This window comes from Bradyrhizobium sp. 604_D8_N2_3 (assembly GCF_051810765.1).
Taxonomy (GTDB): Bacteria; Pseudomonadota; Alphaproteobacteria; order Rhizobiales; family Xanthobacteraceae; genus Bradyrhizobium; species Bradyrhizobium barranii.
Genome location: NZ_JBPWPM010000001.1, coordinates 2,873,607 through 2,899,126, shown reverse-complemented (window position 1 = coordinate 2,899,126; position 25,520 = coordinate 2,873,607). Strand labels below are relative to the sequence as shown.

General features: G+C 59.7%; 28 protein-coding genes and 1 pseudogene. 13 read left to right on the top strand and 16 right to left on the bottom strand.

What is annotated here, in order from left to right:
- Positions 1–52: 52 nt before the first annotated feature.
- Positions 53–472, bottom strand: coding sequence for a hypothetical protein (locus AB7245_RS13805; RefSeq protein WP_354134732.1), 420 nt, complete (start codon positions 470–472; stop codon positions 53–55).
- Positions 473–563: 91 nt separating this feature from the next.
- Complete coding sequence (locus AB7245_RS13800; protein WP_028153974.1) at positions 564–911, bottom strand: DUF1236 domain-containing protein; 348 nt, start codon at positions 909–911, stop codon at positions 564–566.
- Between the two features lie 501 nt (positions 912–1,412).
- Here AB7245_RS13800 and AB7245_RS13795 point away from each other — a divergent pair.
- The 6 genes from AB7245_RS13795 (at position 1,413) to AB7245_RS13770 (ending at position 8,225) form a co-directional block, all read left to right on the top strand.
- Positions 1,413–1,841, top strand: a complete 429-nt coding sequence (locus tag AB7245_RS13795; protein WP_354134733.1) for a hypothetical protein — start codon at positions 1,413–1,415, stop codon at positions 1,839–1,841.
- A 101-nt stretch (positions 1,842–1,942) separates the two neighbouring features.
- Positions 1,943–2,566: a response regulator transcription factor gene (locus tag AB7245_RS13790; RefSeq protein WP_028153973.1), complete on the top strand. Its 624-nt coding sequence runs from the start codon at positions 1,943–1,945 to the stop codon at positions 2,564–2,566.
- 273 nt (positions 2,567–2,839) lie between these two features.
- Complete coding sequence (locus AB7245_RS13785) at positions 2,840–5,089, top strand: LuxR C-terminal-related transcriptional regulator (RefSeq protein WP_439034353.1); 2,250 nt, start codon at positions 2,840–2,842, stop codon at positions 5,087–5,089.
- A 1,544-nt stretch (positions 5,090–6,633) separates the two neighbouring features.
- The gene (locus AB7245_RS13780) at positions 6,634–6,783 is read left to right on the top strand and encodes a hypothetical protein (protein WP_354134735.1); all 150 of its coding nucleotides are present in this window, start codon (positions 6,634–6,636) and stop codon (positions 6,781–6,783) included.
- A 519-nt stretch (positions 6,784–7,302) separates the two neighbouring features.
- The gene (locus AB7245_RS13775) at positions 7,303–7,680 is read left to right on the top strand and encodes a hypothetical protein (protein ID WP_439034352.1); all 378 of its coding nucleotides are present in this window, start codon (positions 7,303–7,305) and stop codon (positions 7,678–7,680) included.
- Positions 7,681–7,751: 71 nt separating this feature from the next.
- Positions 7,752–8,225 (top strand): ATP-dependent DNA ligase, encoded by a 474-nt coding sequence (locus AB7245_RS13770; RefSeq protein ID WP_354134737.1) that lies wholly within the window; start codon positions 7,752–7,754, stop codon positions 8,223–8,225.
- 1,144 nt (positions 8,226–9,369) lie between these two features.
- On the opposite strand, the gene ligD is transcribed toward AB7245_RS13770, so the two are convergent.
- From ligD to AB7245_RS13755, 3 genes are all read right to left on the bottom strand, one after another.
- Entirely contained in the window at positions 9,370–10,248 is an 879-nt protein-coding gene (gene ligD / locus AB7245_RS13765) for a non-homologous end-joining DNA ligase (RefSeq protein ID WP_354134738.1), read from the bottom strand.
- Between the two features lie 239 nt (positions 10,249–10,487).
- Positions 10,488–10,688, bottom strand: coding sequence for a hypothetical protein (locus AB7245_RS13760; RefSeq protein ID WP_049831966.1), 201 nt, complete (start codon positions 10,686–10,688; stop codon positions 10,488–10,490).
- 26 nt (positions 10,689–10,714) lie between these two features.
- Entirely contained in the window at positions 10,715–10,948 is a 234-nt protein-coding gene (locus tag AB7245_RS13755) for a hypothetical protein (protein ID WP_354134739.1), read from the bottom strand.
- A gap of 98 nt (positions 10,949–11,046) precedes the next feature.
- On the opposite strand from AB7245_RS13755, the gene AB7245_RS13750 reads away from it, so the two are divergent.
- Together AB7245_RS13750 and AB7245_RS13745 are read left to right on the top strand one after the other, a co-directional pair.
- Complete coding sequence (locus tag AB7245_RS13750; RefSeq protein ID WP_354134740.1) at positions 11,047–11,319, top strand: hypothetical protein; 273 nt, start codon at positions 11,047–11,049, stop codon at positions 11,317–11,319.
- A 94-nt stretch (positions 11,320–11,413) separates the two neighbouring features.
- A complete protein-coding gene (locus AB7245_RS13745; protein ID WP_354134741.1) occupies positions 11,414–11,791 on the top strand; it encodes an ester cyclase in 378 nt (125 codons plus the stop codon).
- 542 nt (positions 11,792–12,333) lie between these two features.
- Here AB7245_RS13745 and AB7245_RS13740 read toward each other — a convergent pair.
- The 3 genes from AB7245_RS13740 to AB7245_RS13730 form a co-directional block, all read right to left on the bottom strand.
- Positions 12,334–12,513: a hypothetical protein gene (locus tag AB7245_RS13740; protein ID WP_028153950.1), complete on the bottom strand. Its 180-nt coding sequence runs from the start codon at positions 12,511–12,513 to the stop codon at positions 12,334–12,336.
- A complete protein-coding gene (locus tag AB7245_RS13735; RefSeq protein WP_439034351.1) occupies positions 12,510–12,722 on the bottom strand; it encodes a hypothetical protein in 213 nt (70 codons plus the stop codon). The genes AB7245_RS13740 and AB7245_RS13735 overlap by 4 nt, the downstream gene beginning before the upstream one ends.
- Positions 12,723–14,059: 1,337 nt before the next feature.
- Positions 14,060–14,338, bottom strand: coding sequence for a hypothetical protein (locus AB7245_RS13730; RefSeq protein WP_439034350.1), 279 nt, complete (start codon positions 14,336–14,338; stop codon positions 14,060–14,062).
- A 26-nt stretch (positions 14,339–14,364) separates the two neighbouring features.
- Here AB7245_RS13730 and AB7245_RS13725 point away from each other — a divergent pair, with 26 nt between their 5' ends.
- The 3 genes from AB7245_RS13725 (at position 14,365) to AB7245_RS13715 (ending at position 16,311) form a co-directional block, all read left to right on the top strand.
- Positions 14,365–15,507 carry a YihY/virulence factor BrkB family protein gene (locus AB7245_RS13725; protein WP_439034349.1) on the top strand — a complete coding sequence of 381 codons (1,143 nt, stop codon included), beginning with the start codon at positions 14,365–14,367 and terminating at the stop codon, positions 15,505–15,507.
- A gap of 321 nt (positions 15,508–15,828) precedes the next feature.
- Positions 15,829–16,083, top strand: coding sequence for a DUF4145 domain-containing protein (locus AB7245_RS13720; RefSeq protein WP_354134746.1), 255 nt, complete (start codon positions 15,829–15,831; stop codon positions 16,081–16,083).
- Positions 16,084–16,107: 24 nt separating this feature from the next.
- On the top strand, positions 16,108–16,311 hold the full coding sequence (locus tag AB7245_RS13715) for a hypothetical protein (RefSeq protein WP_354134747.1): 204 nt from the start codon (positions 16,108–16,110) through the stop codon (positions 16,309–16,311).
- A gap of 1,111 nt (positions 16,312–17,422) precedes the next feature.
- Here the strand turns inward: AB7245_RS13715 and AB7245_RS13710 are convergent.
- The 5 genes from AB7245_RS13710 to AB7245_RS13690 all read right to left on the bottom strand — a co-directional run bounded on the left by AB7245_RS13710 (position 17,423) and on the right by AB7245_RS13690 (position 22,411).
- On the bottom strand, positions 17,423–17,917 hold the full coding sequence (locus AB7245_RS13710; RefSeq protein WP_354134871.1) for a DUF4142 domain-containing protein: 495 nt from the start codon (positions 17,915–17,917) through the stop codon (positions 17,423–17,425).
- Positions 17,918–19,770: 1,853 nt separating this feature from the next.
- Positions 19,771–20,007 (bottom strand): hypothetical protein, encoded by a 237-nt coding sequence (locus tag AB7245_RS13705; protein WP_253575020.1) that lies wholly within the window; start codon positions 20,005–20,007, stop codon positions 19,771–19,773.
- A 155-nt stretch (positions 20,008–20,162) separates the two neighbouring features.
- Positions 20,163–20,438 carry a hypothetical protein gene (locus AB7245_RS13700; protein WP_231141875.1) on the bottom strand — a complete coding sequence of 92 codons (276 nt, stop codon included), beginning with the start codon at positions 20,436–20,438 and terminating at the stop codon, positions 20,163–20,165.
- A gap of 136 nt (positions 20,439–20,574) precedes the next feature.
- Positions 20,575–21,138, bottom strand: coding sequence for a hemerythrin domain-containing protein (locus AB7245_RS13695; RefSeq protein WP_063983360.1), 564 nt, complete (start codon positions 21,136–21,138; stop codon positions 20,575–20,577).
- Positions 21,139–21,976: 838 nt separating this feature from the next.
- Positions 21,977–22,411, bottom strand: a complete 435-nt coding sequence (locus AB7245_RS13690; RefSeq protein ID WP_187387703.1) for a hypothetical protein — start codon at positions 22,409–22,411, stop codon at positions 21,977–21,979.
- Positions 22,412–22,734: 323 nt separating this feature from the next.
- Between AB7245_RS13690 and AB7245_RS13685 the strand changes: the two are divergent.
- A pseudogene (locus tag AB7245_RS13685) lies at positions 22,735–23,084 on the top strand (PRC-barrel domain-containing protein).
- 760 nt (positions 23,085–23,844) lie between these two features.
- Complete coding sequence (locus tag AB7245_RS13680; RefSeq protein ID WP_085398671.1) at positions 23,845–24,114, top strand: hypothetical protein; 270 nt, start codon at positions 23,845–23,847, stop codon at positions 24,112–24,114.
- Between the two features lie 9 nt (positions 24,115–24,123).
- Here AB7245_RS13680 and AB7245_RS13675 read toward each other — a convergent pair whose 3' ends face one another.
- The 3 genes from AB7245_RS13675 to AB7245_RS13665 all read right to left on the bottom strand — a co-directional run bounded on the left by AB7245_RS13675 (position 24,124) and on the right by AB7245_RS13665 (position 25,190).
- A complete protein-coding gene (locus AB7245_RS13675) occupies positions 24,124–24,354 on the bottom strand; it encodes a DUF6894 family protein (RefSeq protein WP_014494432.1) in 231 nt (76 codons plus the stop codon).
- Between the two features lie 48 nt (positions 24,355–24,402).
- Complete coding sequence (locus AB7245_RS13670; RefSeq protein WP_224517253.1) at positions 24,403–24,603, bottom strand: hypothetical protein; 201 nt, start codon at positions 24,601–24,603, stop codon at positions 24,403–24,405.
- Between the two features lie 353 nt (positions 24,604–24,956).
- Positions 24,957–25,190, bottom strand: a complete 234-nt coding sequence (locus tag AB7245_RS13665) for a hypothetical protein (RefSeq protein ID WP_439034348.1) — start codon at positions 25,188–25,190, stop codon at positions 24,957–24,959.
- Between the last annotated feature and the right edge of the window lie 330 nt (positions 25,191–25,520).

Genomic DNA, 25,520 nt, shown 5'->3' with positions numbered 1-25,520 from the left:
ATCGGACGCGATGGAGGCCGCGCTCTGCAAGGCGCGGCCTTTTCCTTCCGGCTCACCACCATCCACCGGTGAATGAGTCGTGTCGATCGAAGGCAAGCTGCCGCTCGGCCGCTCTCTTCGACGGCTTTGCCGAGCGCTTCGGATGCGGGCGGGACGCTGCGGAGAGGCGTGTTGGCGGGTCTTTCTTGATCTCGACGGTAGGTGCTGCAGGCATGGAGGCCATGGCTTCGCGCACCGGATACGGTTCTTCACGGGCCGGATGGACCTGCGCGATCATCGGAACATCCGTGCGCGGACGCGTGTCAAAGATGATCTTCTCCGGAAGGCTTCTTGCCGAGGCTATCCGGATGATGGTCCTGTCAGGATCGGCCGCCGCCGCGTGCTCGACGGGAGCCGGCAGATAGCGGTCGGCGGCGAAGAGCAGCGCCAGCAGCAGCGCGCCGACAAAGACGAAGTATCGACCGATGGGCATGGACGGCCGCTCGCAAGGAAGGAATGGGGTATCGGCGGGGCCGGATTGACGTCGAGGCGGGCCGCCTTTTGGGCGACCCGCCTCGAAGGACTCAGTCGATCTCCTGGACGACCGTGCGCGTCGATGGATCGACTAGCATCACGCGTTCGCCCGAGTAGACGTAACGATACTTGGTGAGCGAGGGACCCCAGTCGGCGGGGACGGCCTCGAGCTCGACCTCGCGCGGCACCGGCTGGCCGATCACGATCTTCTCGCGGGTCTCCACCGGACGGACCTTGTGTTCGGTCACGTAGGTCCGGATCTTAGTGCGGTATTCCGGCTCGATCTGCACCGCGGCGGCGTGGCCGGCGCCGGTGGTGGTGGTGACGACCGTGGACTGTGCCATCGCGCCCGTCGAGATCAGCGCGGCAGCCGCAGACATCAGCAACAATTTTTTCATCATGTTCTCCTTGCCGCTAGATGCGACGCAGCGAAAACCTCACCACGGCGCTGAAGTTCCTGAGCAAGGATAGAATATTGCCGCTTTTTCCCGATCGTGCGCTTGTCTTCGTCCCCTATCGCTAGGCCGCCCTCGATCTCGCACCGGGGAGAGGTACGCAAAGCGTTCTGGTGATACTGCCTTCGGCGTCGAACCAGAATTTCGTACTCACAGCGCTGCCGTTATAATCTCGGTAGTCGAGCCGAACGCATTCCGGCTCCCGATGGACTTCGTCCAGTTCGAATGCGGCCTCAATTGCGCCACGTAGCTTGGCCGGCCAATAGCAAAGCAGGCCGGCCTGCCGACGAACCGTTCTCCGCTGCAGCAATCAAGCGTAGCCTGATCTGCATAGAGCGACAGCAAGTCCTCCAAGCGGCGCTCGCGGCAGTCCAGCCCGACATGGTCCACCTCACAGTTGTCCCCGGTGGCAGGTCTCGTTAGGCCCCGAGACTTGAATGGTGTATGAACCGCCGGTTCTGCTCCCGTTTAGGTCCCGCGAACGTCTGCTTTGTGACCGATCGGCAGAGTGCAGCGCACGATGGTGCGCTCGTCTTCGCGTGCAAATTGGAGCTTGCCGTCGAGCGCCCGAACAGGCTCGGACATGCCGGTCAACCCGCGGCAGAATTTCATACCGGGGGTCTTGCGCACATCATCCGCGATCTCGATCAGCAGATTGTCGCCCTCGAGTTTCGCTTCCCGAGCCGGTTGCCAAAGGCGTCCAGCGTCTGCTCCGGATTGCGCGAAGCTTCAAGGGCTCCATTTACGGCTCTCGCGACGGCGCGTGCGTGCCCCGATTCCTGGGCGCTCAGGATCATCAAAGTGATCGGAAACAGCAGGCTCTGCCGAAAGAAGAACATTCCAGATCTTCTGCAATTCGTGCTCCTTCGGTAGGTTCGCCCGACGTCCCGCTCAGATATTTGAACCATTACAGTGCTCGCGACGTTCTTCACAACTGGAGGAAGCGACAGCGTGCTAATGAGGACCAGATCAACATGAGGGTATTGATCGTCGACGACCATCCCGTTGTCGTGACCGGCTGCCGGGCTTTGTTCACGTCGGACCCTTCCGTCGAGATCCTGGAGGCTTCCGATGCAAAGGACGGCCACCGTGCGTACTTGCAGAAGCATCCCGACGTCACCGTGGTTGACGTGAGCCTCCCCGATCTTACCGGCTTCGAATTGACCCGGCGAATCCGCAGGGATGATCCGGCCGCCAAAATAGTCATGCTCAGCGTGAGTGAGGATCCGGCGTTCGTGGTGCGCGCTGTGGAGATGGGCATTCAGGGATATGTCTCGAAGAGCGATGATCCTCGGCTCCTGGCCAAGGCCATCCGGAAGGTTGCAGCCGGGGAGCGCTTCGTCTCACCGCGTCTGACGGAAGCGACAACCTTCGCGGGCGCGGCGATCAAGGCCAGCCCTTTGACGCAGATGAGCCCACGCGAACTAGAGATCCTGAGGCTTTTGGGTCGTGGCGACCGCATCTCAGAAGTCGCGTCCGAACTCGGCATCTCCTATAAAACCGTTGCCAACACGACCTCCATGCTGAAGTCCAAGCTCGGCGCTAAAAATCACTCCGACCTCGTCCGGATTGCAGTCGAGATCGATTTGCGCCGGTGAAGGGTCGTCGACTGGGATCCTGTTTTTCTGCAATTTTCGCGCAATAGCGACATCGGAGAGAGTCCTGCTCACCGTGCGCACTTGGAGCGGCACGACCTCTGACGTGCGCGCGACGTAAGGGGGCGAGCCATATGGAGCTATCCCGACGAACTAATTGACTCATCGTCAGAAGCATCCGCACGAATTCATTATGACAATTTGGAACGCAATCGACCGAGCGGAGTTACACCGCCGCTTCTCATGTTGTGTTGCGAGGCCGAGCGAAGGAAGCCCATGCGTCGCGTTCGACTTGTGATAGCAGATCGACGTCCCATTGTTCTGCAGGGTTTTGCATCGCTGCTCGGAGCGCAGCCCGATTTCGAAGTGGTTGCGTGCTGTCTTGATGGAGCTAGTTGCCTTGCGGCCATTCGCCGTTTGACGCCCGATGTGGTGTTACTGGAGGACGGATTCACCGATGTAACCGCCTCCGACATTCTCGCCGTCGTGGATGACGAAGCCCTTTCCTCCCGGCTGGTGTTCTTCACTGCTACTGTCGCCTGCGGCGATCTTGCCAGGGCACTGGCGACCGGTGCTTGCGGCGCGATTTCGATGAACGCCCAACCAGAAGCGCTGGTCCAGTCCCTGAGGCTGGAAAAACCAGGGTCAGACCTGGCGAGGGTCGGTCACGAAGCTAATGGAATCGCATCGTTCGGCAATAACGTTCTGGCGGTTTTGACCGTCAACGAGCGGACGATCATGGATCTCGTCGCCGAAGGTTTGTCGGACAGTGAAATTGCTCGGGTCCTCGGTGTCTCTCTGGAGATCGTCAGGATTCACATCGACCACGCGCGACAGAAGCTCGGAATCCACAGCCGGACGGAGCTCGCCGCGCTGGCACTGTCGCGCCGTTATGGCGCGATGAGTATCCTGGCAGCTGCGATCCTGGCAGCGTTGGACGATTCGCCCGGTCACGCCGCAACCGAAAGTTTCACGGTCATGGCCGCGAACGGCTGCGCGGAAGTCGTCACCATTAAAATCAGCCGCAAGGAAGCAGTATCAGGTGGCACCCCGGCCAGAGGCGCGAGTAAGGACCGCGCCGGCGCCGCAACCGGGACGTCATCGCCGACCGGCAAACTCGTCGACCCTGTGGCCGAGATTGCCGCGAGCCAATTTGTGCAGGCAGCACTGAACGCGCCGAGGCCGGGTTCGAGCAGCTACAGCATCTTCATGGTTGCAGCTTTCGCCGCCTTGATCTACGAGCTCGATGGTGCCAACCACGCCGTGCAAGCGTTCGATTTCAGCGATGACATCGTCACTTCATCTACCGCAAGCGACGCCAACGGACCGGCATCCGTACTTCCCGGCTTCGCGAATTTCGGCGGCACAGCCGTGTACGATGGGGCGTTCGCATTCAAGTTCGCCCAAGGCGATACAATCGCCACAGACGGTAGCGAGCTTTATGTCGGCAATGCCCATGCGGAGGATGGCGGCAGTGACCGAGAAACTCTTATTCCCCCAGGCTCCGGGACCGTTGATGTTGTTGCGGCGGCCGCGAACGAAGCCGCGCAGCGTGACCCAACGCAGACAGGCCGGGATAACGGGTCAAATCAGGGTCGATCGCAATCCGATTTGCGCGCTTCCGACAACAGCTCCGAAGCCGCTAAGCGGGAGGCCCCGGGAGACGATTTAAATCACGGTCAATCGCAGAAGACCCTACATAAGTTCGACCACAGCTCCGGCGCTGCCAAGGGGCACGCCAAGGATGAGGCCGCGGGAGACGGTTTAAATCACGGTCAATCGCAGAAAGCCTTGCATGAGTCCGACAACGGCTCCGGAGTTGCCAAGGGGCACGCCAAGCATGAGGCCTCGGAACACGGTTCAAATCATGGTCAATCTGAGAAGTCACCCCAAGAGTCCGACAACGGCTCCGTGGCCGCCAAGGGGCATGCCAAGCATGAGGCCCCGGGAGACGGTTCAAATCACGGTCAATCGCAGAAGGCACTGCATGAGTCCGACAACGGCTCCATGGCCGCCAAGGGGCATGCCAAGCATGAGACCCTGGGAGAAGATTCGAATCGCGGACAAGCGCACGGCGATTTGCAGACTTTTGGAGATGGTTCCGCGGCGGGCAAGCAACACGCGCAGCATCCACAGGCAGCTGATCTAGATACTGGCAAACCGGAGCAGGATATACCAATGGCGTCCGTAAATTCTGCCAACGACGCACATTCGGCATTGAAGATTAAGACTGAAGGAAAGGGCGGGCCTTCTTCCGACAACGCAGATCAGGCCAAATCAGCGGTTGGCACCGACCTTGGCGATTCCTTTCATTTTAAGAGTGGCGCCGACAATACGTCTTCAGGCATGTATGACCTTCAGCAGCTGAGCCACGGAAATGGAAAAGCCTATGGAGATGGTCAGCATGCTGTTGCGCACGAGGGGCCGGAGCCAGTCCAGGATGCTGACGGGATTGATATTTCAGATGCGCACCACGATCACTCATGGCACGCCGATCTCCATGCGACTCACGATTTGATTGTGTAGCAATTTACTGATCGAATGGCCGGGCCGCGCTTTTTGTGTATTGCGTAACCGGCTGCCCTGGTCTACCCCCTTGAACCCCTGCAGCCGGGGCCGTTTTCTTCGCCTGTGTGTTGTGTCGGAGTACCCTAGACGTCCCGCCTCAGGTCTCTAGCCCGGTGGAGGCCGCCGTGAACGAGCGAATGTTCATCGTGCTAATTATCCTGCTGGGGATGATTGCACCGGCATTGATGGTCCTCGCACTGCTCGATCGCTGACGCGGCCGCGACGGCCCCAATCGTCCGGGAGGCCTGGGACAGGAGCCGGGACGCCGGGGCCGCGAGCGCGCGGCTTGTCACGCGCACTGGCACCACCCTCTGCTTTCGGTGCGTCCGCGCGCTCTCAAATGATACCTTGCCACATTAAATTTTGGGGTAGCCCGCCCAACACGTCTTCAATAGGAACGCTGGCGCTCGACAGCATTTGAATCACGCTTCGCGCCGATCCAATTCGTCCCGGAGCGCTTTGCACATCGTGAACTGCGCGGCTCCAGCATGCTCGCGACCCTACCGCTGGAGCCGCCTTTTCGGCGCGGTGAGGCCTTTCCCATGCATGCACTCGTCACAATCTTCGTTCACTTTAGGCAGATCGCGACCTGACCGGGGCCCATGTGAATAATCCAAACAACAACCCCAATTGCGACAGCGACAAGTGCCGCTACTCCGCGGGAGAGGTCCGGAGCTACCCCAACAGCCATCCTCCGCTGACCCTGTGCAGAACGTGCCGGGCTCACGAGAGTGCGCGTAGGAGATACAAGACTGGCCTGCGAGTGCTGACTTGGGCACAGGGCGACAGAACTATCAGCGCTCTGTCCTCACATACGGACTGAACTCAGACGTCCGCTGCAAATCCGGAGCGGCATTCAAGGAGAGTGATGTTTCACCTCGCGGGTGCCGGGGTCCTGTGGCGAATTTCCAAAGACGCTCCAGATAACAATCGAAACGGCGACGAGGAGCAAAAGGTCACGGACCATGGTATCCTCCCTTTCGCTGATCAATGGGGCAATAAGCCCAACACTCCTCAACGAGCCGTTCGCGGTCGGCCGGTAATGGCAAACGCGCCGTCGTGCGAACCGCTCGATCACCATTCATGTACCGCGCCTTGCCCTAGTCAAACACGCTGACGCTTATAAAACTCGTGATCCGTCCGGCGTTGTTGAACCTTTGCAGGACTCTCGTGACCTACGTCCGTCGGGTGGGGAACGGAGATTTCCTATGACCGAGCATCGTACGATCACTGGATTGGTAGCTGTTGTTCTCCTTGCTGCCGCCACGACCGCAGCGATAGTCAGGCCCTCTTCCCACCGAGCTGTAGTGGCGACGAACTCGATGTTGATCGGAGAGCTAACAGCGGCTGCAGGCCAGCTCCCGACTAGTGAATTCGATGACCAATCGGTGATTTTCTCGACTAAGCGCTAGTCACCCTATCCAGCTTGCGGCTCGGCCGCTTGGTGCGCTGGAAGCCAGTGTCGCGACGTTGTGCGTTGCCCAGAACTACTCTCGTATGACGTGAAGCTGGCGCGCATGTGCGGCGCAGATGTGGTTGCGGAAACCCCGCGCAAGCACCAGGATAACCCCGAGCGCGACTATGTTCACGAGCTGTGTCATCATGAACACCACATCGCCTATGGTGATCGAATGACCGAGAAAGAGCGCTGACGACAACTTCCATAGAGCGTACGCGCGCACGCTGATTCCGGCGGAGCATTGCTCACTCAAGAGGCGCCAGATCTGAGGGACGTAGGCGCCGATGACAAGCGCGGTCGCAAAATAGCCGACGAGGAAGGGAGACTGAGGATTGGGGCCGTCGCGCGGCTACCGAACGTGCGAGACTTCAGGCTGACATCTGGTGACAAGGAGATTGCGAGGAGGCTCGGCGGCACCGCCAAGCAAGTCTCACAGCAGGAAGCCCAGGCTGCTCGCGCGATTGCAGATCAATTCGCCCGACGAGATCGCCGATGCATGAGCGATGGGCGGCCTGGCCGCGCTATCGAGGCATCACGTAGAAATCTCGCCGGCGAAACCACGCGCACGTCTCTTGTCGGAACGGTCGGCGCACACCAGACGATACATTGACCTAAGGATCAAAGATGCGCCGCTGCCACTGGTCCAGGGTTAACGAATGGTTAAGCCGGATCTGGGAGGTTGCAAAGGGGGTGACCTAAAACGAGGTCCACCATGTTGAGGCTGAAGAAAGCTGCCCCGGTATCCCGCAATTTGAACATCGGCCAGATCGACACCGCCGAGTTGCTGCTGCACCGCGTGTACGCCTTTGGAGCGGCCGAGGGACATGCCTCCGGCGAGTCAGTGGGGCAAGACGCTGCGGGCTGGGAACGGGCAGAAATGGCTCTGCTACAGGCGCAGATCGACACCCGGCGCCAAATTATCAAGCTGCTCCGCAACGAATTGTCAGACGTGAGGAAGGAACGGGACGCTTGGCGCAGTCGGGCTCACAGGCTGTGTCGATCGGTTTCGACTGAGCTCACAGCCACCCCGCGCCCCGGATCGTTTGCGGCATTGCTCCAGCAACGTCGAATACATTTCCGGCAGCATTGACTCAAACAACTGCCGCAAGGACCGCACCTCGCGCCGATAATAAGGGGTGCCCCTGGGTCATTGTACTAGAGGTGCAATGTGAGTCTGACGAGACGGCGGGTCGCACGTGGACCAAGCGATACCCCTGGATCGTCGAGGCCGCGCTGAAGAACCGCGAGCAGCAGTTCGCCATCGACGGCGAGGCTGTGGTGCTCGGCGTCGATGGCGCCTCGGACTTCAATGCCCTGCACTTGCGCAAGCATGATCACGAGGTTCAGCTCTATGCGTTCGACATCCTCGCGCTTGGCGGCGAGGACCTGCGCCAGCTGCCATTGACGATGCGCAAGACCAATTTGGCGCGGCTGCTGCGCGGCCGGCCTGATGGCATATTCGTCGCGCCGTTCGAGGCTGCCGAGATCGGTCCGGATCTATTCGCCGCCGCCTACCGCATGGGCCTCGAGGGCCTGGTCTCGAAACGCCGCGACCGGCGTTATGGCGCCGGCCGCTCGAAAGACTGGATCAAGGTGAAGAACCGGCCCCATCCGGCAATGACGCGAGAATTCTGAGCGTTCGGTCGCGCGCCTCCTGCCCAATCGGGGCCCGGCGGTTCAATTGCCCCTTTCCGTCCATCCCCTTTCTGGGCCCCTCGGTCGGCTGCGGGCAGCGTTCAGTCTATCGGACTCTGCTTCAGCAGTGGAGTGCGACAAGCCAGACGGAGGCTTCCCGCCTTTTCCGATCGCAGGCACATCTAGTGAAAGATCCAGTACGGTGAACCGGCCGGTTACCGGTCGCTCATACCAAACAACGTACCGCGCCTTCATTTCGGTCATTCTAGACCCCCTCGGTAGCGGATCGATCCTCGAATAGATCAACGTATCGCGCATGGAGAATCACGTAGCCCTTGGCACCGTCTAAGAGCACCTTGACCTGAGTAGCCGTCGCTCCCTGACCAAGAACGATGCCTTTCTTACCGCTAAGGCGCGGTCCAGCCGAAGCACCAATGACAATCCGTCGACCAGCAAGAAGCTCGTCCTTGGCGGCCAATAGGTCTGCAGATTTCGGCAGGTTACGGTTTGCGCTCCGAGGCATGGCTTTTAAAATATCGCAGCATCGTTGAGTTAGAAAGCCCGTGTGTCGGGGGACCACGGCTTGCGCGATCGCTTTTCGATCGGTCAAGCTGGCGAACCGCTAGCGTGACTGGTGGTCGCAATGCGTACTGCAGAACAATTGTTAAAACCAAAACGTGTATTCCGCCCTGGTACACGTGATCGAACCCGACGCGACCTAAGAAGCCGCTTATTTGTGCGCGCTGCTTAACAAATCTGCTAGCTACGAGGCGCCGAGCGGCGTTGACTTTCAGCGGGTCCTTGGCGTGACACCTAGACGCCCCGGCGCTAGCCTCAGGCCATCCATCCGCGGCAGCCCCTGTCGTAAACCGGCAGGGGTTGCTTATTGGTGGTAGGCCCGCCAGTGAACCAGCGGGCCTTTGAGTTGGCATCCCAACAGATGTCCTGGCCCTGATCCCCATCTCGTCTTCCCCCAGAAACGGAGGTACCGCTTCCGCTGCTCGAACCATGCCGACAGTGCCGCGCGGTCTGCTTGGCGACGTCGAGCTGACTGGGGGATCACCATTGACCGCCCCACGTCCGATCGGTGACCCGCTGAAGATCGAGCAACCGAACAAATTGGCGGGTAGCGCTTTCGCCACTCCTATTTCCGAGACAACCCCTTAAACGAGCTCGCCCTCAATAGACCTTCTGAGGTGATGTCTCGAAATTCGATATCGGCGTAAAACGTCGGCTCGACCCATGTAGCCTTGGGCTTCCTGATCGGTTTGGTCAGCTTAGCCTTGGGGCTCACGACGGTGTCGAGCTTCTTGCGGATCTCGCTGGAGACGGTACGAGACCACCCCGTCCCGACCTTGCCCATGTAGACCAGCTCTTTGCCCTCCTTCTTTCCGAGGTACAAGGCAGCGACACCTGAGGGGTCTTTGACGAAGCCGACGACAGGAAATTTGCCGTGCTGGACGGCTTTGACTTTCAGCCAGCCTTCGTTGCGGTCGGAGCGGTACGGCGCTTCGACGCGCTTCGAGATGATGCCCTCGTATTTGAGCAGAGCCGCGTGCTCGAACATCTCTTGGCCGTCGCCAATCAGGTGGTCGCTGTAGTGCGCGGGCGCTTCGACGCCGTGGGTATCAAACAGCTCCTTCAACAACTCCTTGCGGGCAAGCTGAGACGTTTTCCTTAAATCTTTGCCGTCGAGCCATAGCAAGTCGAAGGCGTAGTACAGCAAACGATCCTGCCGCCCGCCTGCGAGTTCAGCCTGTAGCTCGGAGAAGTTGGTACGGCCTTCATGGATGACCACAACCTCTCCGTCGATGATGGCCTGGTACGGAAGGTCGAAGGCACCGACAATGACGGAGAAGCGCTTAATCCAATCGTGGCCGTTGCGGGTGAAGGCCTTGTGGGTGTCACCGTCGAGGTGAAGCTGGATGCGGTAGCCGTCGTACTTGATCTCGTGAATCCAGTCCTCGCCCGCAGGGGCTTTCATCTTGAGGGTGGCAAGCTGGGGCTTGATGAAGCCCGGCATCGCGCGTCTCGTACGCCTTGTCACTCACGCTACTCACAAAAAACCGCCGCCGGTATTGGGGCCGGCGGCGGGCAGTCTACCTACCTTACTCAACGAGTCTCCAACTTCGAGGCCGGAGATGGGTTCCATCCGTGAATACAGCCCAACGCCCCCCACAACCGCGAGCGCCTTTGCAGGTTGTATTTTTGAGAACGGTTCTCGAACAGCGCGCGAACGGGATGTGATAAAAGAGAACGGCGCTAAGGAATGTCGCTCCTGCTTCGGCTCGGGCCGATGCTGTGCGGCTTGTTGAGGAAGAACTCCCGGTTGCCGAAAGCGGCTTCCGCATACTGGTCAATCGCAACCTGGATGGCCTCGATGTGCGCCCTACACCAACCTTCACGGGTCGACAGCCTCCGCGTCTGGTCGAGTGACTTCAGGAATTCCGGAACATCCTGCATGTCGGAGAAATACTTCGGTCGTTCAACTACCACTTCCGCCCTCCTAGAACGCGCGTACGGGTTTCCTGCGTCTGCGTTTTCTTCATCTCATCCCGCTGCAAACAAAGGCCATCGACCTTGGCCTGCATTCGGCTTAGCAGAGCTTCCGCCGAGGTGGTCCCTACCCCGGCACGCCGTAACTGGAGGATCTCTTTGCGCTGGCGACCTACTTGCACGCGCATGCGCTCGATCTCAAAGCGGATGTAGTTGAGGTCAGGCATGGGCATCCTGTGAAATGTCCACAAGAATAGAGCGGGAACATCGAGTCAATAGGAACATGATTTCAGCGCTCTCGTTGGCCCGTACACAGGAGCATTCGATGGAGAAGATCATTATCGCTGCCGCCGTCCTCGGTCTCATCTGCGGCTCCGCCTTCGCTCAGACTTCCGGCCCCGCTCCGCAGTCCGGCAACATGCAGAAGCCTGGCATGCACAACACGGAGAAGGGTTCGATGACCAAGGGCACCACCGGCATGAGCAAGGACGGCATGGCCAAAGGCAGAATGGTGAAACCCGACGCGTCCGGCCAAGGCGGCTCCGGCCCCGGTAGCGACCAGGGCGGCACGAAGGTGGCGCCAGGCAGCATGAAGTAAGCTCGGTTCTTGTAAGGTTTACTTCTCGGCCGCGTCGCTCCCTACAAGACGGCGCGGCCGTCGTCTACGGTCTGGTCGCCAAGGTTATTCAGTAATGGATCAAAAGCAGATTTATCGCGACTATATCGACTGCCTGAATGAGCAAGCTTGGTCACGCTTGGGCAAGTTCGTCGCCGACGAGGTCGTCCATAACAACAATCCCCTTGGCCTGTCCGGGTATCGAGAAATGCTGGAGCAGGATTACGCGGCAATTCCCGACCTTCGCTTCAACGTGGAAATAATGATTAGTGAGTATCCCCACCTGGGAAGCCGGCTACGGTTCGATTGCTCTCCAACAGGCGTCTTTCTCGGCTTGCCAGTAAACAGCAGGCGAGTTTCCTTTCACGAGAACGTTTTCTACGAATTCGATAGCTGCAAGATAATACGCGTTCGATCGGTCATCGATAAGGCAGCCTTGGAGGCGCAACTATAGACGGTTGGGGTCAAATGGTTGGAGCTCAAATGAAGGCGGCGAGCTCATCCCGCGACATCCCAGAAAGCGCCTTCTGTTGTGACGACGTATCCTTGCGAGTTGGAGCGATGTGCCCTGCCCGATCTAGAACTTTGATCGACAGATCGGCTCGGACACGGGCGCGAATGCTTGTGTCTTGGAGGAGCGACTTCGCAACTCGATAAGCAAGCGGGGCACCTACGACCGCAAGGTCAAGCTGTATCGATTCCGAGATCGCAGCCGCGACCGCTGGCAGTCGCATTGTCTTATAAACCGACTTGGGTGATATCCGGCGAGCTCGGCCGCTTCTTCAGGCTTCTTCCCGTCGTTGACGAACGCGCTTGCGCAAAGTAGGAGAAAGAGAGCGCGCTCGGCCTTGTACCTAGCGCCCGCGCGACTGGACTCCGAGCCGGACATGACGACTTCGCCCGCGGCGGTGCAGACCGCCCACTTCCATCGGCTCCGCCCGCGACGCTTCAGCACGACGTCGAACCCCGCAAATCCATCCTCGCCGTCGGGAGAAGTCACGCCGCCACCCTGTTCGGCAACCCACCCTGGAGCTGGTCGAGAAGCCGTTCCTCGCGCTCGATCCGGCTCAGGTAGAGCTGGCGCTCCCGCTCTGTCTTCGCGCTCGCCAGCAGCAGTCGATAGTGGTCGATCACCTTCTCGCTGCCGCGGATCAGCAGGTCCCTGACATCGGTCATGACGCCACCCCCGCGCTCGGCCTTTCAGGATGGACAAATGCGATGGGGAAGGTTTCGGAAGTCAGCGCCTCGAGCGATGCGGTCTCCTCGGAGAGGCGCCGTTCGATGAACTGGCGTTCGAGGTCCGAGAGACGGGTCTTCAGCAGGCTGCGATAGCGGTGGATGTTGTTGCGGTGCGCACGGCTACGGGCAAAATCTTCATCGAGCATCGTCGCCACTCCTGACGGTCTTCTTGTCCTTTTCAGCTGCGAGAAACGGGAAAACGAATTCCCCGTCGCAAAAATATTCGGCGCGAAACCGCTGTCAAGATGGCAGTGGTGCAGCGTGCGAATTCTTGTGCCACCGGGTTGACCAAATCACGTTGGCCCGAAAAAATTTCCGACGGTCCTCTTGAAACCTCTTGTCGTTTTTCTAATTCATTTTTCGCCGCGAGAGCGGTGCCAGACGCCTTCAAGGGTCCGGCTCGTGCGCCGGCCGGCGGGTCTCGGACAGCCGTCCTGCGCTTCTTGTAGGGCGACGGAGGGTTCGCGCCGCCGTCCATCACACCTGCCCCATTGAAAGGAGTGAAGGGAGGCCGACGATGACCAATGTCAGAACGAATTCCGGCGATCTCAATCCCCTCTTCCATCCCGCCGCGCACTATGCGTCTCCGGACGACGTGCTGAACAACGAGACCCTCTCGGCTTCGGAAAAACGCGTCATCCTGTCGTCCTGGGCGTCCGACATGTACGCCGTCGAATCCGTCCCGCGCTGCGCGAGATCCCCGACAGGGGACACGCCATCAGGCTCGCCGACATCCTCTCGGCGCTGCGGCGCCTCGACGGCGAGAACGACGATCCGCTCCGCCCGGGCGGCGCCACCATGCGGCGGCGGCCTTCGGCCGGCGCATGGTGGAGGTCTACGTGATGTTCACGCAGGCCGTTCTTGGAATGGTGTTGCTCGGCCATGTCTCGGCGGCCTGGACCGTGCCCTTTCTGACGCTTTTGTCCGGCTCGGCGGCACGGTCGCTCGATCAAAGGTTAGGCCCGCGGGGCTGCCTGTCTCAAGGAGAATCAGCATAAGATGCGAAACTATAATCGAGCCTTGACGGCGGCCTCGCGCCGGTGCCGAATTGCCCGAAAAGCGGCAGCGCCAAGCGCGTGATATGGAGCAGGAATTCTATAAAGGTTTGCACAGCGCGTGCGCGACCTCGCAGACAGAGCGGACCCCTTTACCAGGCGACGCCTGCTGAAGCTCGCCGAGAGTTACGATGCGAAAGGGGGCCGCGCGGGCCAGGCCTCGCAGCGCGCCGAGCGCCCCCTGCCGGTGCCGCGCATCCCACCGACCTCGATCTTCACCGGGCCGGGAGAAGCCTAACCGAGCGCGCCAACGCGGCTTCTCTTCAACAGCACGCCCTCGCCCATTTGGTTTAGCGGCCTGGCCTTAAAATCTTAGCGCTCCGAACAGGAAAAGTAGCGCGACGGTGACGATGGCTGAAACCACGAGCGAACCGAGACAGCCCAGCCGGTTGGAGAAGAAAAAGAACATGCGCCCTCCCAGGTGGACGTCAGCCCTCGATCAGCGTGCCGATCAACGCGAGCAAAGCTTGGTGCTGCGGTCCGTTGCCCTCTGCACGGAGGAAATGCCCGATCTCGATCAGAGACGTCCGTCCCCCTGAGTTTGCGTTCGGCTGATGCTCGACGACCGGGCCTCCGGTATTCGGATCACGGACGAGCCGCCAGATGTCGCCGTTGGCGCTTTCGTAGAGTGTTCTTCCGGTCATGCGCATCAACCTTGGACAGTGGAGCGCGGTTCCTACCGCCTGCAGGAACTGCTTCTTCGCCACGGCTGTTAGTGGTCGCGGAGAAGAGAATGGACCTCCAGAACCGACCCAGGAAACATGCTAGCGCCGACGGCTGGAGCATCGCCACGGCGCTGGGGCTGCTCGCCGTAGCGTTCGTATGGGACCGCATGGCGCCCGCGCAGCCGAAGGAAAGCGGCGGCTTGGAGCCGGAGGAGACCGGAAGCCGGCACGCATCCGCCGCCAGCCTGGCCACCGAGGGCGGAGACCGTGGGCGGCACGCGACGTCGCCGTCGGAGATTCCTGCGAGGGGATGGAAGGACATTCTCTGGCGGGTCTACGGCAACATCGGCGATCATCGCATCCTCGCCCTCGCCGCCGGGATGACCTACTACAGCATCCTCGCCATCTTCCCAGCGCTCGCGGCGCTGGTGTCCATCTACGGCCTTTTCTCGGACCCTGGCAGCATCGCCAAGCATCTCGACGAGCTCGGCGGCTTCGTCCCGGGCGGCGCGATCGACGTGGCGCGCGAGCAGCTCACCCGCGTCGCCACCAAAGGCGACCGGACGCTCGGCTTCACGTTCGCGATTGGACTTGCGATTTCGCTTTGGAGTGCGAACGCGGCCATGAAGTCCTTGTTTGATACCTTGAACATCGTCTACGGCGAGCAAGAGAAGCGCGGCTTCCTCAAACTGAACGCCATGTCGCTGACCTTCACCGTCGCAGCCATCGGCTTCATCCTGCTCGCACTGGCCGCGGTCGTCGCCGTGCCCGTGGTCCTTCAACACCTCTGGTTGTCCCGCACCGTCGAACTGCTCATCCAGATCGCAGTCTGGCCCCCAATGTTCTTCGCGGTCGCGCTGGGTCTCGCCTGCATCTATCGCTTCGGGCCCAGCCGGCAGGCACCGCGTTTGCGATGGATCACTTGGGGCAGCACGGGCGCGACCGTGCTCTGGCTCGCGGCTTCGGCGCTGTTCTCCTGGTACGCCGCCAACTTCGGCACGTTTAACCAGACCTACGGCTCGCTCGGCGCCGTCATCGGCTTCATGACGTGGCTCTGGATCTCGGCGATCGTGATCCTGCTCGGAGGCGAACTCAACGCGGAGATAGAGCATCAGACCGCACGTGACACGACGACCGGCGCGCCTAAGCCGCTCGGCGCGCGGGGCGCGAAGATGGCAGACACGGTCGGCGCGGCCCGTGTGGACCGATAGACAGTAGGAACCGCCCAAATCCTAGAGTGAATCGGAGTCCCGCGTGCTCATCCTTTTCGTCGAAGACGATCCTCTGATCCGAGAAATCATCGTCGAAGCGCTACGCGAGGAACGTTATGACGTCATCCACGCCTGCCACGGCGAAGAAGCGCTTGCGTAGTTCAAACGTACGGCGGCCGACGTTCTGGTCACCGATGTGAGGCTGCCCGGAAAGATCGACGGCTGGCAGATCGCCGAACACTGCCGTCAACATCATCCGGCATTGCCGGTGATCTATGCGACGGGCTTCTCTCCAGTGACGCCCCGACCGGTGAACGCACAATGCTCATGAACATCGCCGTGCAAGAAGGCGCGCAAGAGGGGCAGAAATTCATCCATTACGTGGACCATCTCGCAGCAAGGGTTTGTCCCGCCCAACGGAAGCACTGGGTCGACCACATTCGCAAACGAGGAAACGAGGCTACGCATGAGATCGCGCTAATGAGCGAGGCGGATGCGAAAGACCTTGTTGGATTTGTCGAGATGTTGCTGCGATTCATCTACGAGTTTCCAAATTTAATTCCGAAGCCTCTCTAGCTCTTCGTCTCTACGAGGAATCCAATGGTTGACATTTCCGCCATCACGGGCGCGATCACCGCACTGAAGGGAGCCAACGACATCGCTCAAGCGATGATTGGCTTGCGAGATGCTGCGGCCTTCCAATCGAAACTGATTGAATTCCAGAATAAGATCCTTGAGGCGATACAAGTGCATTCGCTGCCCAAGATGAACGGTCCGATCTGCTACGAAAAATTGCTGAACTGAACAGGAGGTCGCAAAGCTGAAGGCGGAGCGGCGCAAGTTCGATCGCTACCAACTGAAGGAATATGGCAACAACTCGTTCGCCTACGAACTGAAAGCCGCCGAAGCCAACGGTGAGCCGATCCATCGGGCCTGTGCTACTTGCTTTAGCGAAGAGAAAATCAGCATCTTACAGTCTCGCATAAGTCAGAAGGACAGGATTGGTACGACTGCCCTCGATGCAAAACAAACGAACACTTTCGCACGCGCGTACGCACGGAAAGACATCGATCCCACTATAGCGACTTCTGAGGTCTCGCTAAATCCGCAATCCCTCTCGCGATATCCGCGGTCCCAACGTGGACCACCAAATCCCGTAGCTCACCGCCAGCACGATGTCGTCGTGCTTGCCGCTGCGCGCAGACCACGTGTTCCCGATCGCGTCATGGCCAAGGCCGTGCGCCAATGCGACGTCCACGCTGTGGCGGTGTGGGCTGTTGCAGACCTGGCAGGATCCAGGGCCAGTTTTTGGCATTTTCAAACAGCGCGAATGGCGCCCTCGACCCGCATCACCGGCCAAGGCCGCAACATAGGCGCAACATGATGTAAGGAAGTAGGTTATTTCAGTAGGTTACCACATGAGTAGAAGATATGGAATCCGCTATAGCGCCGTCCGCACCCGCTCGCGTAGCCGCAATGGCGAGATTGCGCTGCACCTTCTGGTGCATGAATGCGGCGGGTCCCAGAATGGCCGGCCGACATGGCGTTGTTCGCGGATCTGGCGGAACGCGCCACCGCGTTCGCGTTTTGCTTGACGGGTCTAAGAATAAAATGACTTTAAACTCCCGTTTCACGATGGGTAGAACGAGCCAGGTCGTGACCCCTGAGAGTCACTGATCTTGCGACGAGCCGGGGTTGGAGATTTTCTGATGAGTTTGTTGATTATCGCTGCATACGGAAATTGCCTGCTCGCACGAACCGCTGACGGAATTGATAAACGTGAGCCCGCGCCGTCCTTGACGACAAGAGGGGTCTGCGTGCTTCGAATTATGACCTGCTGGTCCGCCCGAAATCGCGGCGTTCTAGCAAATTATTTGACTTGCCGCGCCCCCGTCGACGCAATTCCGGCGTCCGATTAATTACCGGCTTTCAACGATTTTGCGGTGTCCAGGTGCTTTTGCAACGTATCTATCTGGCCGGAAGCATATTCTCCAGCGGCATCCTTACTTTTTGATGCCTTCTTGTACTCGGCGATATCCTTCTGGTGGTCTGCGACCATGTGGGTAGCGAACATCTTATCGAACCCTGCGCCGGTCATTTTTGACATCTTGTCATGTTCGGCTTTTTGCTTCGCATTAGGTCCGCTTGGTGAGTTCATTCCCAATCCCTGGGCAGCATCTAAAGCCTTCTGATTGGCGGCAGCGTGGTCTGTAGAGAGCATTCTGCCAAACGATTTGACGGCGTCGCTTTGACCGTTTTGCTGCGCCAGCTCTCCCATGCTCACTTCAGCGAAATTGCCCTCGATTGCCTTCTTAAGGAAGGTTTCGCTTTGCTTGTCTTTCGCAGATGCGCTGGCAATTGAGATTGCCATCAAGGTTGCTGTCCCGAGTGACATAAGCATTCTGTTCATCGGCAACTCCTGTGGGTTGTCTGTCGATGAACACGTCAATTGCGGAAGAGGTTCCAATTGAGGATATGGCGCGTTGGATCTGGCGGACGCCTCTTGGGTTCGGACGCAGGACCTACCGCAGGATATTAGTAGGCCGAAGTCGGCACGATCCCCGACAAAAACCGAATAGTGCGGGCGCTATTAGCTCGCTATGAGCGATCGGGTCCTGTATGAAAGCAGCAATGGCGACGTCTGGTCTTTGGCGCGACATCCAGCTTCGAGCACGCCAGTCGTGAAGCATCAGCCGAATGCCGGCTCAGGAGGACGGACCTCGTACATTGAAATCGGCCGATTCCTGCGCGACAGCGTAAACGGTCCGGAGCACCAGGCGCTGCTCAACCTGATCGGGACTTTGATACCAGACTAAGGAGGACGCAATGATGCGGTATCCTTGGACTTTAACGGCAACGCTTTTCGCAGTCGGCGTCATCGCTTGGGCTGTGCTGGCTGAGCGCCCTCCAGAGAACCCGCTCCAGATCGAGGCTTCCCTGACCATAGCCGCCGACCCCGACCTTCGATTGGTCTCAGAGCGCAGCCCTTACATGCGGACAGAGCGATGATAACGAACAGCGCCCAGCCGCCAGCGTGAACCGGCGGGCCTTTGTGATGGACTCGCGATCGGCTTACCAAGGAAGATAGAGCGGGACGAACAGCGCAAGGCCGATCAGACCGCACGCCCACGCGACCGGGCCAATTGGTGTCTGCGTATCCACGATACCCCCAAAAAACTGCGAACTCGACTCTGAAGGGCGGCCCGCGCCTCGATCTCGTCCACGGAGCGCCTACAATCCTCCGCGACCTTCAGTAGTCCGATCCGCTCGATATCCATCGTGGCAAGCGCGGCCTCAGCTAGACAGATCTGCTCTATCCGCCGGAGCTCTTTCAGGTCTCGTTTCATCGGCCATGCCCCCCATTGGCAGATGCTGATCCCTTTGTGGTGCAAAACTGTGGCAATAAAACTTATGCGAGTAAGCGTGCATATAGTTCCAAGATTTGCCGCAAGGTCCACGATGCCACTCGCAGGAGTGCCTTTTGTCACAGCCGGGTCGGCAGCCCGAACGGCCCACACCCGCGACGCAGTAGCTCGCACGCGTTCCGTGGGCGAAAACTTGCTGTACTTAGAAGCGGTCCGCTGGGTCCGACCGCCGAGTAGCCCGTTCGATGCGTCTTAACCGTGCCTTAAGGCGCTCGATCTTGAGCCGAGCCCTGCGCATGGACGTGCGCGGAGTTTCGGTAAGGCCTGAGAGACGATGTATTGAGCTGCGCCAGCACTATTCGGTTGGCATCTGTCATTCGAAGCTCGGTCGAAGAAAACCCGCCGACCTTGCGAGCCGGCGGGAGTTTTGACTGAGATATTGGCAATCGGCGGGCACCGATTACAGGATTAGGTTAGCGGAGTCGCCGGCCGAGCGCGAACCGCGGAATCGTCTTCAGCGCTTCAGCCGACGGCGGTGCGTCACCAGCCGCTGCCGGTCGCGCCTCCTATGGGCTCGGCGACGGCGGCTTCATTGGTCCACGCTGGGCCAGGATGCGCCTGATCTCGGCGTCAATCGCCTGATCCTCCGGCGAAAGTGGAGCATACCTCGCTGCGAGCTGTTCGGCACTCGGCAGCTACGTCTGTCGGCAGCGGCGCTCGTTGAGGCCCATCAGACGGCAGCCGAGCATCCGGTCGAAGCTGATGCGGTGGCGCTGGCAGTACTCGGCAAGGTCTTTTGGCGGGTCCGGCCAACCCTCGGCGGCGCCCCTGTGTGCTAATAGCTGGCGGCTTTCCCACACTCACGAGCGGCAGTAGCCCGCGCTCTCGACGAGCCACTTCACGCCCTGCCGCCTGCCGGATATACACGGGTGAACTCTCCTTGGCGCTTGATGCGGTCGTAACGAAACGTGCAGCCATGCGCGCGGGCAAAGACTCCTGCCTCTGCAATCGCGAGGGCACGCGTACCGCCGAACGCGCGCTCAATGTATCGGCCGCGAACTATCAGCCGCTCGTCCATCGCGAGAACATCCAAAACACTCGCCAGCCGGAGCAAGTAGTCTTCGCGCGTCTCCATGAAGGCCGGCCATCGTGAAGTTTGTCTTGCCGCGATCCTGCCGAAAGCCAACCAGCGTGAACGAGCATCAGGGTGTACCGAAGTGCTGTCAGCTAGCCAACACTAAAATTCTTTGCCTCGGTTTTCCCTTTCCGGTGTCCTGACGGCGCGGCCCGTCAGTTATGGGAAGCAACCAGCTGCGCACACCGAGGACACACGCCGTCGGCCGCATCCGTGAGTTGGCGCACAATCTCCTCCATGAGATCTTCACGCTCCCAGCACGTGCCATCACTCTTGGTGATGCTTCTGGCGCGGTAATAAGCATGTGTTTCGGCGTCGCTGTCTCCGACGCGGATCATGACCTCGGGATGGAAAGGACAGAGGGCTATAGCACGCGTTGTCAGCAATGCATAGCGCATGGTCGATTCGAGATTGTCGGTGTGGAGCGGCATCATAGCCTCCTGCTTCGGGCCGCAAGCGTATGTGAGCGCGCAAGCAAAGGCGCAGCTCAATTCTGACTCTGCCTTACGCTTGACCTCAGCGTCCTCAGCGTCGCGCGGCACAATGCACGGCGCGACGCCATAGCGATTACTTACGCTCGGCGTCAGCCTCCTGCTCAAGCCGCACAATATGTGCGCGCAGCGTGTCAAACCGCTCCTCGGCAACGTCGCTGAATAGCGGGTCATTGTGACTCGTTGCGGCTGAAGCGATCTCAGTCCAATCTTGAGGCTTGAGAACCTTAAGTGCCACGGGAAAAAAATCGCGTTCTTCCATCCTCATGTGACGGCGCTCGTGCGCGATAAAATCCCGAACGATAAGATCCACATCTTCGCGCAGAATCTCACGTTCCGCGAGAACGCCGTCGACCGCCTGAGCGACGCGGCGCAAAAGTTGGGCCCCTTTCTGGTGTTCGCGAGCTAGATCGCCGACCTTCGCAGCAGCAGCCGGATCTCGTGCCCTCAGCTTGGCAAATACCAAGTCTTCCTGGGGATGATGATAAACTTCTGGGTAGACTTCGAAGTAACTGATAACCGCGTGAATGACCTCGTAGTCAGCACGGTCCCCGCGGTCGAATACCTCGAGTTCCCGCTCGAGGATGGCCAGCAGCTTCTCAATGTTGAGATGCTCTTGGGATAAGCGCTCTATGATCATGGCAGAGCTCCATAAACCAGTCTCCAGTATAGTCTTTGGTCCGGTGTCAGCATTTGCCACAGATCAATCCGAGACAACTTAAATCGGCCGCCGGCTTTCCCGACGGCAGTCTCAGCCGTGCCTAAAGCTCGATCACGACATTGGACGGGAGCGCTTCTTTCGCTCTGTGGCTGCTTAGCTGAAAGTAGGGCTCGCCAACTCAGCCAGCCCCGGCGGCCTTCGCTCTTCGCGTGCCGTGCGCGCGGTTAGTCCTCGTGACCGCACAAAGAGACTGTCGGTTTCGTTGAGAGGGCGATGCGTGCGGACGGCAATCGCGCTGCCATTCGCTAAAACGGAGATGCCGGCATGTCCCGTCTCAATGAGCAGCATTAAAGAAACTATATGATCTCCGGCTCATCCGAAAGTCAGCACAACTGACCGGGTATCGCGACTCCTGAGACGACCAACCAGCGCGTCGCGAGGTCCGCTAATGGGATGGACCGGCTGCTTCCTCCGCGGGATAGTCTGGAAAGACTACCCCGCAGCATCCGGAGAAACATCCCATGGACACCACCACACAGCCGCTGGCCTCGATCGGCATCCATCGGGAAGGAAGTCTTCCACGTCGTCGGCTTTGGCACGGACGGCAAGATCGCGCGAGCGTCGACCAGTCGGCACGCCCTTGTGCCGTCGGTGACCGCATAAGGCTGTCATGGGTTGCAGCCAACGTGCGCCGATCGACTTCAACCTCGGACCGGAAGCGGAAGCAATCGGCACCGGCCCGGTCCAGTGGTGCAGAGGACCACTTCATATCAGGCGTTTAGCCAGTGTTCCCTCTTGAAGCCATTGACCCCCGCGCTTACTCGCAGTCCTGGTCGGCCGCCGTTACCTTTTTCTGGGACGGCGCGGGCTCGGCCGCACCGGCCGTCGCCTTCTTTGATTGTTCCGTGGGCGCGGGGCGGGTCTGCTCGACGGTGCCTGCCGTTCGATCCGGTGACTGGGCAGAGGGTGCGGGGTGGGTCGCCTTTGATTGTTCGGCAGCGGTCGGCTGGCTCTGCATCTGGCGCTGAGCATCTTCCGACGACGTTGCGGTATTCTCCGAGGCTTTGCTCATCGAAGATGTCGGCGGTTGCTGCTTAGAATCAGTTGCTGTGGAACCAGTGGTTTGTCCCGTATAGCCCGGGACATTTCCTGATCCTGCATCGCGGCTCACCGTGGTGCAGGGACCGGCATAAACGGAGTTGGCGCTGAAGGCGAGCAACGCACCCAAGATCATAAATCTGTTAGCGATCATAGCCCTTCTCCTTTGAACTCTCTGGACGATTGAACAAAGGATGGCGCCTTCCGTTCCGGACGCGCAAGAGCAGCGCCAACATTGACGAGTGGCTGAGTTCACCGGGGCCAAAATCGCCACCTAAAATAGGGCCGCTCAGTTGGCGGCCTCATTATCCTCGTCTTTGCCCACTTCGCCTTCCGATACAGGTTTTCGCCATGGGATCGGAGCTGGAGGTTGTTTGAATCGATGTCGACGACGATAGATTGATGATTGGCGTGCGACACTATTCTCCGAAGCTAGGAACACCCCTGGAGTGGCCGAGTTAGACCGACAAAACCTACATTCAAGGGACCGAGGTTTATGGAGCAGATCGAAAGAACATCGGTGAGATTGATCACCTCATCATCGACAAGGTCACAGGTCGCGTGGCTTATGCCGTCTTGAGCTTGGGTGGATTTGTTGGATTGGGCCATAGCCATTACCCCATTCCGTGGGGCGCTCTAAAATGCGATACGTCGCGCTTGGTGGTTTTCGAACCAACATCACCGAGCAACAGCTGAGGGACGCGCCTGAGTTCAGTGATGACTCATGGCAGGATCGAGACTGGGAAGCGCGCACCCACCGGTACTATGGGACGCCGACGTACTGGGAGGGTCGGGGTGGCTTTTATGACGCCCGGCAGTGCATCTGAAACTTCCCAGTCGTGTGTTGCCAGACTGAAGAACTGAACGACCAGCCCTTGGGTCGGCACGGCTGTCAGCGGCGCGTTTATGGGAAATAGAAAAGCACGTTGTTGGGCGGACGACATTCCCGCATCTCCCTATCGCGCGCGAACATGGCGTCGCCTATGTTGACGTGCTGTTGCTCTCCGATCGGCTGGAGGGGTGCAGACCCGAGGTGCGATCCCGCCGTCCTCGCCGGCCTGGGCGCATGCGACGTTTACTGCTTGGGCTGAGGAGCGCGAGCGGCGCGCACTGGCGTGATCACCGGAGCGCTACGCGGCGCACGATAACAAGGTGCAGCTCTGGCCGCACGAAGCGCTTAAGCGTTGACCAACAGATAGAGCCCTGAGACCAGAGCAGGCCTCAAAATCCAGCGACTGGTCCCGCGCGTGACTTGCCCCTATTCTTGTGGAATGACCGCCCTCACCCGTCGCCGCGGTAACAATCCGCACGAGGAATCTTGGCAGATCTACTTCACCGACGTCCGCACCGGGACCATCGGCGCGCGCGCCGGCGTACCGATCCACGCCGATCAATGGGGTTGGTCCATCGGCTTCTATCGTGGCATGGAGCCAGGCACATGGCGAAGTGGCATAGCCGCCACCTTCGAAGCTGCGCGCGAGGCGCTTATGCGCTGTGTCTGCGGCACCACATTCGCAGCTGGAAACCGGCTGAGAGCTACCCGCACCGAACACACATCGCCGCGCGAGCGGCCAATGGGACACGCCGATGAAGCACACCGCAGAACGACCCTATGCAGACCCGGATGCGGCCGCGCGCAAGCTCGTCGAGCTCGCGGCCAGCGTCGCGGCCGTGCAGGACGGCCGCATCTACATCGAGCGGATCAACGGGCAGTTCATGATCGAGCTGAAGGGCAGCGGGAGCGAGTTCGGCGCCGGGCTCAGATACGCCATCGAGCGCGGCTGGTTATCGAAGCATGAAAGCGGCACCTACGTGAAGCTGATGCCGCCCGGGGAAGATCTGCTGACTCGCAAATAGGAACCGTCCTTACTGCTTCGTCCTACTTCTGTCGAAAATGAATGCGGCTTGAAACACCCGCTCAACTTCTGTCCTCACTTCAACGGAAACGTCCTGCCGTATGGTGGCAAAGTCCTTTGCCAAGTTCGCAAGCGACCTAGCGGCTTCGACCTCGGCCTCTTGCTGAGTGTCGAATTCCAGACCTTCCTCGTCCGGGTACAAACCAGTGTCGTCCCGGATGTCGAAGTAGTACCGGGTCATAAGCCGCCCTCATTCGAGGGAGAGCATAGAAGAAATGTTCGCGTGTTCCTATTCTGGCGGCTGCAGTCCGGGTGATCTCAACCACTCGCTCAAGTGCGAGCCGGTCTCGGCCTGTCTGGCCTTGCGGAGGAAAGCTTCTCGCTCGAAGCCGGCAGGGAGCTTCTTGGCTAGCTCTCTTAAGCGTGCGGCTTCTTGGGCAAGACGTTCTTCGAGGGACACAGTTTGTTTAAAACGACGGCGTCGCTGCATGACACACCTCGATCTTACGGGTCCTAACCGTTGGGTTTGAGTTCTTGCAGCCTAACGCGCGGGCAGTTCCGTGGTCTGTGCCCTAGTGAACACAAGTTCCACGCGATAACGCGGGAACCTCGGATCACAATTGAATGTTACTTATCGCGGGCAGCCGGAGGGGAACGCCATGGAAATGGACCTTGCCGAGCGCTTCTTTTTGGGTCTCGCATTCATAGGTGCAAGCTGCCTCTGTGTCGTTTTCTCCGTCTGGATGCTTACTTGAAGTTCTGGCCCGCCAGCGTGAACCGGCCGCCGGAATTGCTTTTCCGCACCCAACGACCAGCAGTAGCCCGCGCTCTCGACGAGCCACCTCAAGCCCTGCCGCCTGCCGGATAAGCACGGGTGAACTCTCCTTGGCGCTTGATGCGGTAGCGAAAAGTGCAGCCGTGCGCCCGGGCAAAGACCTCCGCCTCTGCAATCGCGATGGCACGCGTGCCGCCGAACGCGCGCTCAATGTATGGGTCGCGAACTATCAGCCGCTCGTCCATCGCGAGACCTTCCAAACCACTCGCTAGGCGAAGCAGGTAGTCCTCGCGCCTTTCCATGAAGGCCCGCCGTCCGCTAATAGATCATGTCATCCATGGGAGTACATGGCACGGCTCGCTTTCCAGCCCCCAATGCTCGCGGCTGCCGATCCAATTGCGGATTAGAGCGCCGGGAGTGCTAGGCCCGCCAACGTGAACCGGCGGGCCTTTTACTGTCAGATGCCGGAGACCCCTGCCCGGCGATGTCGAGGCACATACTGAGCTTAATTTCAGGCCTCGACCGCCCAGGCGGCGAGCAGAATGAGCGCTGCGATCGCCTGGCCCACCGAAGGAGTACCCCTAGAAATCCCAATCAATACAGACTTGGCACAAGGTGCATAGACCCTTACT

Bases quoted from the DNA above. Each gene is read 5' to 3' on its own strand.
- AB7245_RS13805 (WP_354134732.1), bottom strand. From the start codon at position 472: ATGCCCATCGGTCGATACTTCGTCTTTGTCGGCGCGCTGCTGCTGGCG.
- AB7245_RS13800 (WP_028153974.1), bottom strand. From the start codon at position 911: ATGAAAAAATTGTTGCTGATGTCTGCGGCTGCCGCGCTGATCTCGACG.
- AB7245_RS13795 (WP_354134733.1), top strand. From the start codon at position 1,413: ATGAACCGCCGGTTCTGCTCCCGTTTAGGTCCCGCGAACGTCTGCTTT.
- AB7245_RS13790 (WP_028153973.1), top strand. From the start codon at position 1,943: ATGAGGGTATTGATCGTCGACGACCATCCCGTTGTCGTGACCGGCTGC.
- AB7245_RS13785 (WP_439034353.1), top strand. From the start codon at position 2,840: ATGCGTCGCGTTCGACTTGTGATAGCAGATCGACGTCCCATTGTTCTG.
- AB7245_RS13775 (WP_439034352.1), top strand. From the start codon at position 7,303: ATGTTGAGGCTGAAGAAAGCTGCCCCGGTATCCCGCAATTTGAACATC.
- ligD (WP_354134738.1), bottom strand. From the start codon at position 10,248: ATGCCGGGCTTCATCAAGCCCCAGCTTGCCACCCTCAAGATGAAAGCC.
- AB7245_RS13760 (WP_049831966.1), bottom strand. From the start codon at position 10,688: ATGCAGGATGTTCCGGAATTCCTGAAGTCACTCGACCAGACGCGGAGG.
- AB7245_RS13755 (WP_354134739.1), bottom strand. From the start codon at position 10,948: ATGCCTGACCTCAACTACATCCGCTTTGAGATCGAGCGCATGCGCGTG.
- AB7245_RS13750 (WP_354134740.1), top strand. From the start codon at position 11,047: ATGGAGAAGATCATTATCGCTGCCGCCGTCCTCGGTCTCATCTGCGGC.
- AB7245_RS13745 (WP_354134741.1), top strand. From the start codon at position 11,414: ATGGATCAAAAGCAGATTTATCGCGACTATATCGACTGCCTGAATGAG.
- AB7245_RS13740 (WP_028153950.1), bottom strand. From the start codon at position 12,513: ATGACCGATGTCAGGGACCTGCTGATCCGCGGCAGCGAGAAGGTGATC.
- AB7245_RS13735 (WP_439034351.1), bottom strand. From the start codon at position 12,722: ATGCTCGATGAAGATTTTGCCCGTAGCCGTGCGCACCGCAACAACATC.
- AB7245_RS13725 (WP_439034349.1), top strand. From the start codon at position 14,365: ATGGACCTCCAGAACCGACCCAGGAAACATGCTAGCGCCGACGGCTGG.
- AB7245_RS13720 (WP_354134746.1), top strand. From the start codon at position 15,829: ATGCTCATGAACATCGCCGTGCAAGAAGGCGCGCAAGAGGGGCAGAAA.
- AB7245_RS13715 (WP_354134747.1), top strand. From the start codon at position 16,108: ATGGTTGACATTTCCGCCATCACGGGCGCGATCACCGCACTGAAGGGA.
- AB7245_RS13710 (WP_354134871.1), bottom strand. From the start codon at position 17,917: ATGAACAGAATGCTTATGTCACTCGGGACAGCAACCTTGATGGCAATC.
- AB7245_RS13705 (WP_253575020.1), bottom strand. From the start codon at position 20,007: ATGGAGACGCGCGAAGACTACTTGCTCCGGCTGGCGAGTGTTTTGGAT.
- AB7245_RS13700 (WP_231141875.1), bottom strand. From the start codon at position 20,438: ATGCCGCTCCACACCGACAATCTCGAATCGACCATGCGCTATGCATTG.
- AB7245_RS13695 (WP_063983360.1), bottom strand. From the start codon at position 21,138: ATGATCATAGAGCGCTTATCCCAAGAGCATCTCAACATTGAGAAGCTG.
- AB7245_RS13690 (WP_187387703.1), bottom strand. From the start codon at position 22,411: ATGATCGCTAACAGATTTATGATCTTGGGTGCGTTGCTCGCCTTCAGC.
- AB7245_RS13680 (WP_085398671.1), top strand. From the start codon at position 23,845: ATGAAGCACACCGCAGAACGACCCTATGCAGACCCGGATGCGGCCGCG.
- AB7245_RS13675 (WP_014494432.1), bottom strand. From the start codon at position 24,354: ATGACCCGGTACTACTTCGACATCCGGGACGACACTGGTTTGTACCCG.
- AB7245_RS13670 (WP_224517253.1), bottom strand. From the start codon at position 24,603: ATGCAGCGACGCCGTCGTTTTAAACAAACTGTGTCCCTCGAAGAACGT.
- AB7245_RS13665 (WP_439034348.1), bottom strand. From the start codon at position 25,190: ATGGAAAGGCGCGAGGACTACCTGCTTCGCCTAGCGAGTGGTTTGGAA.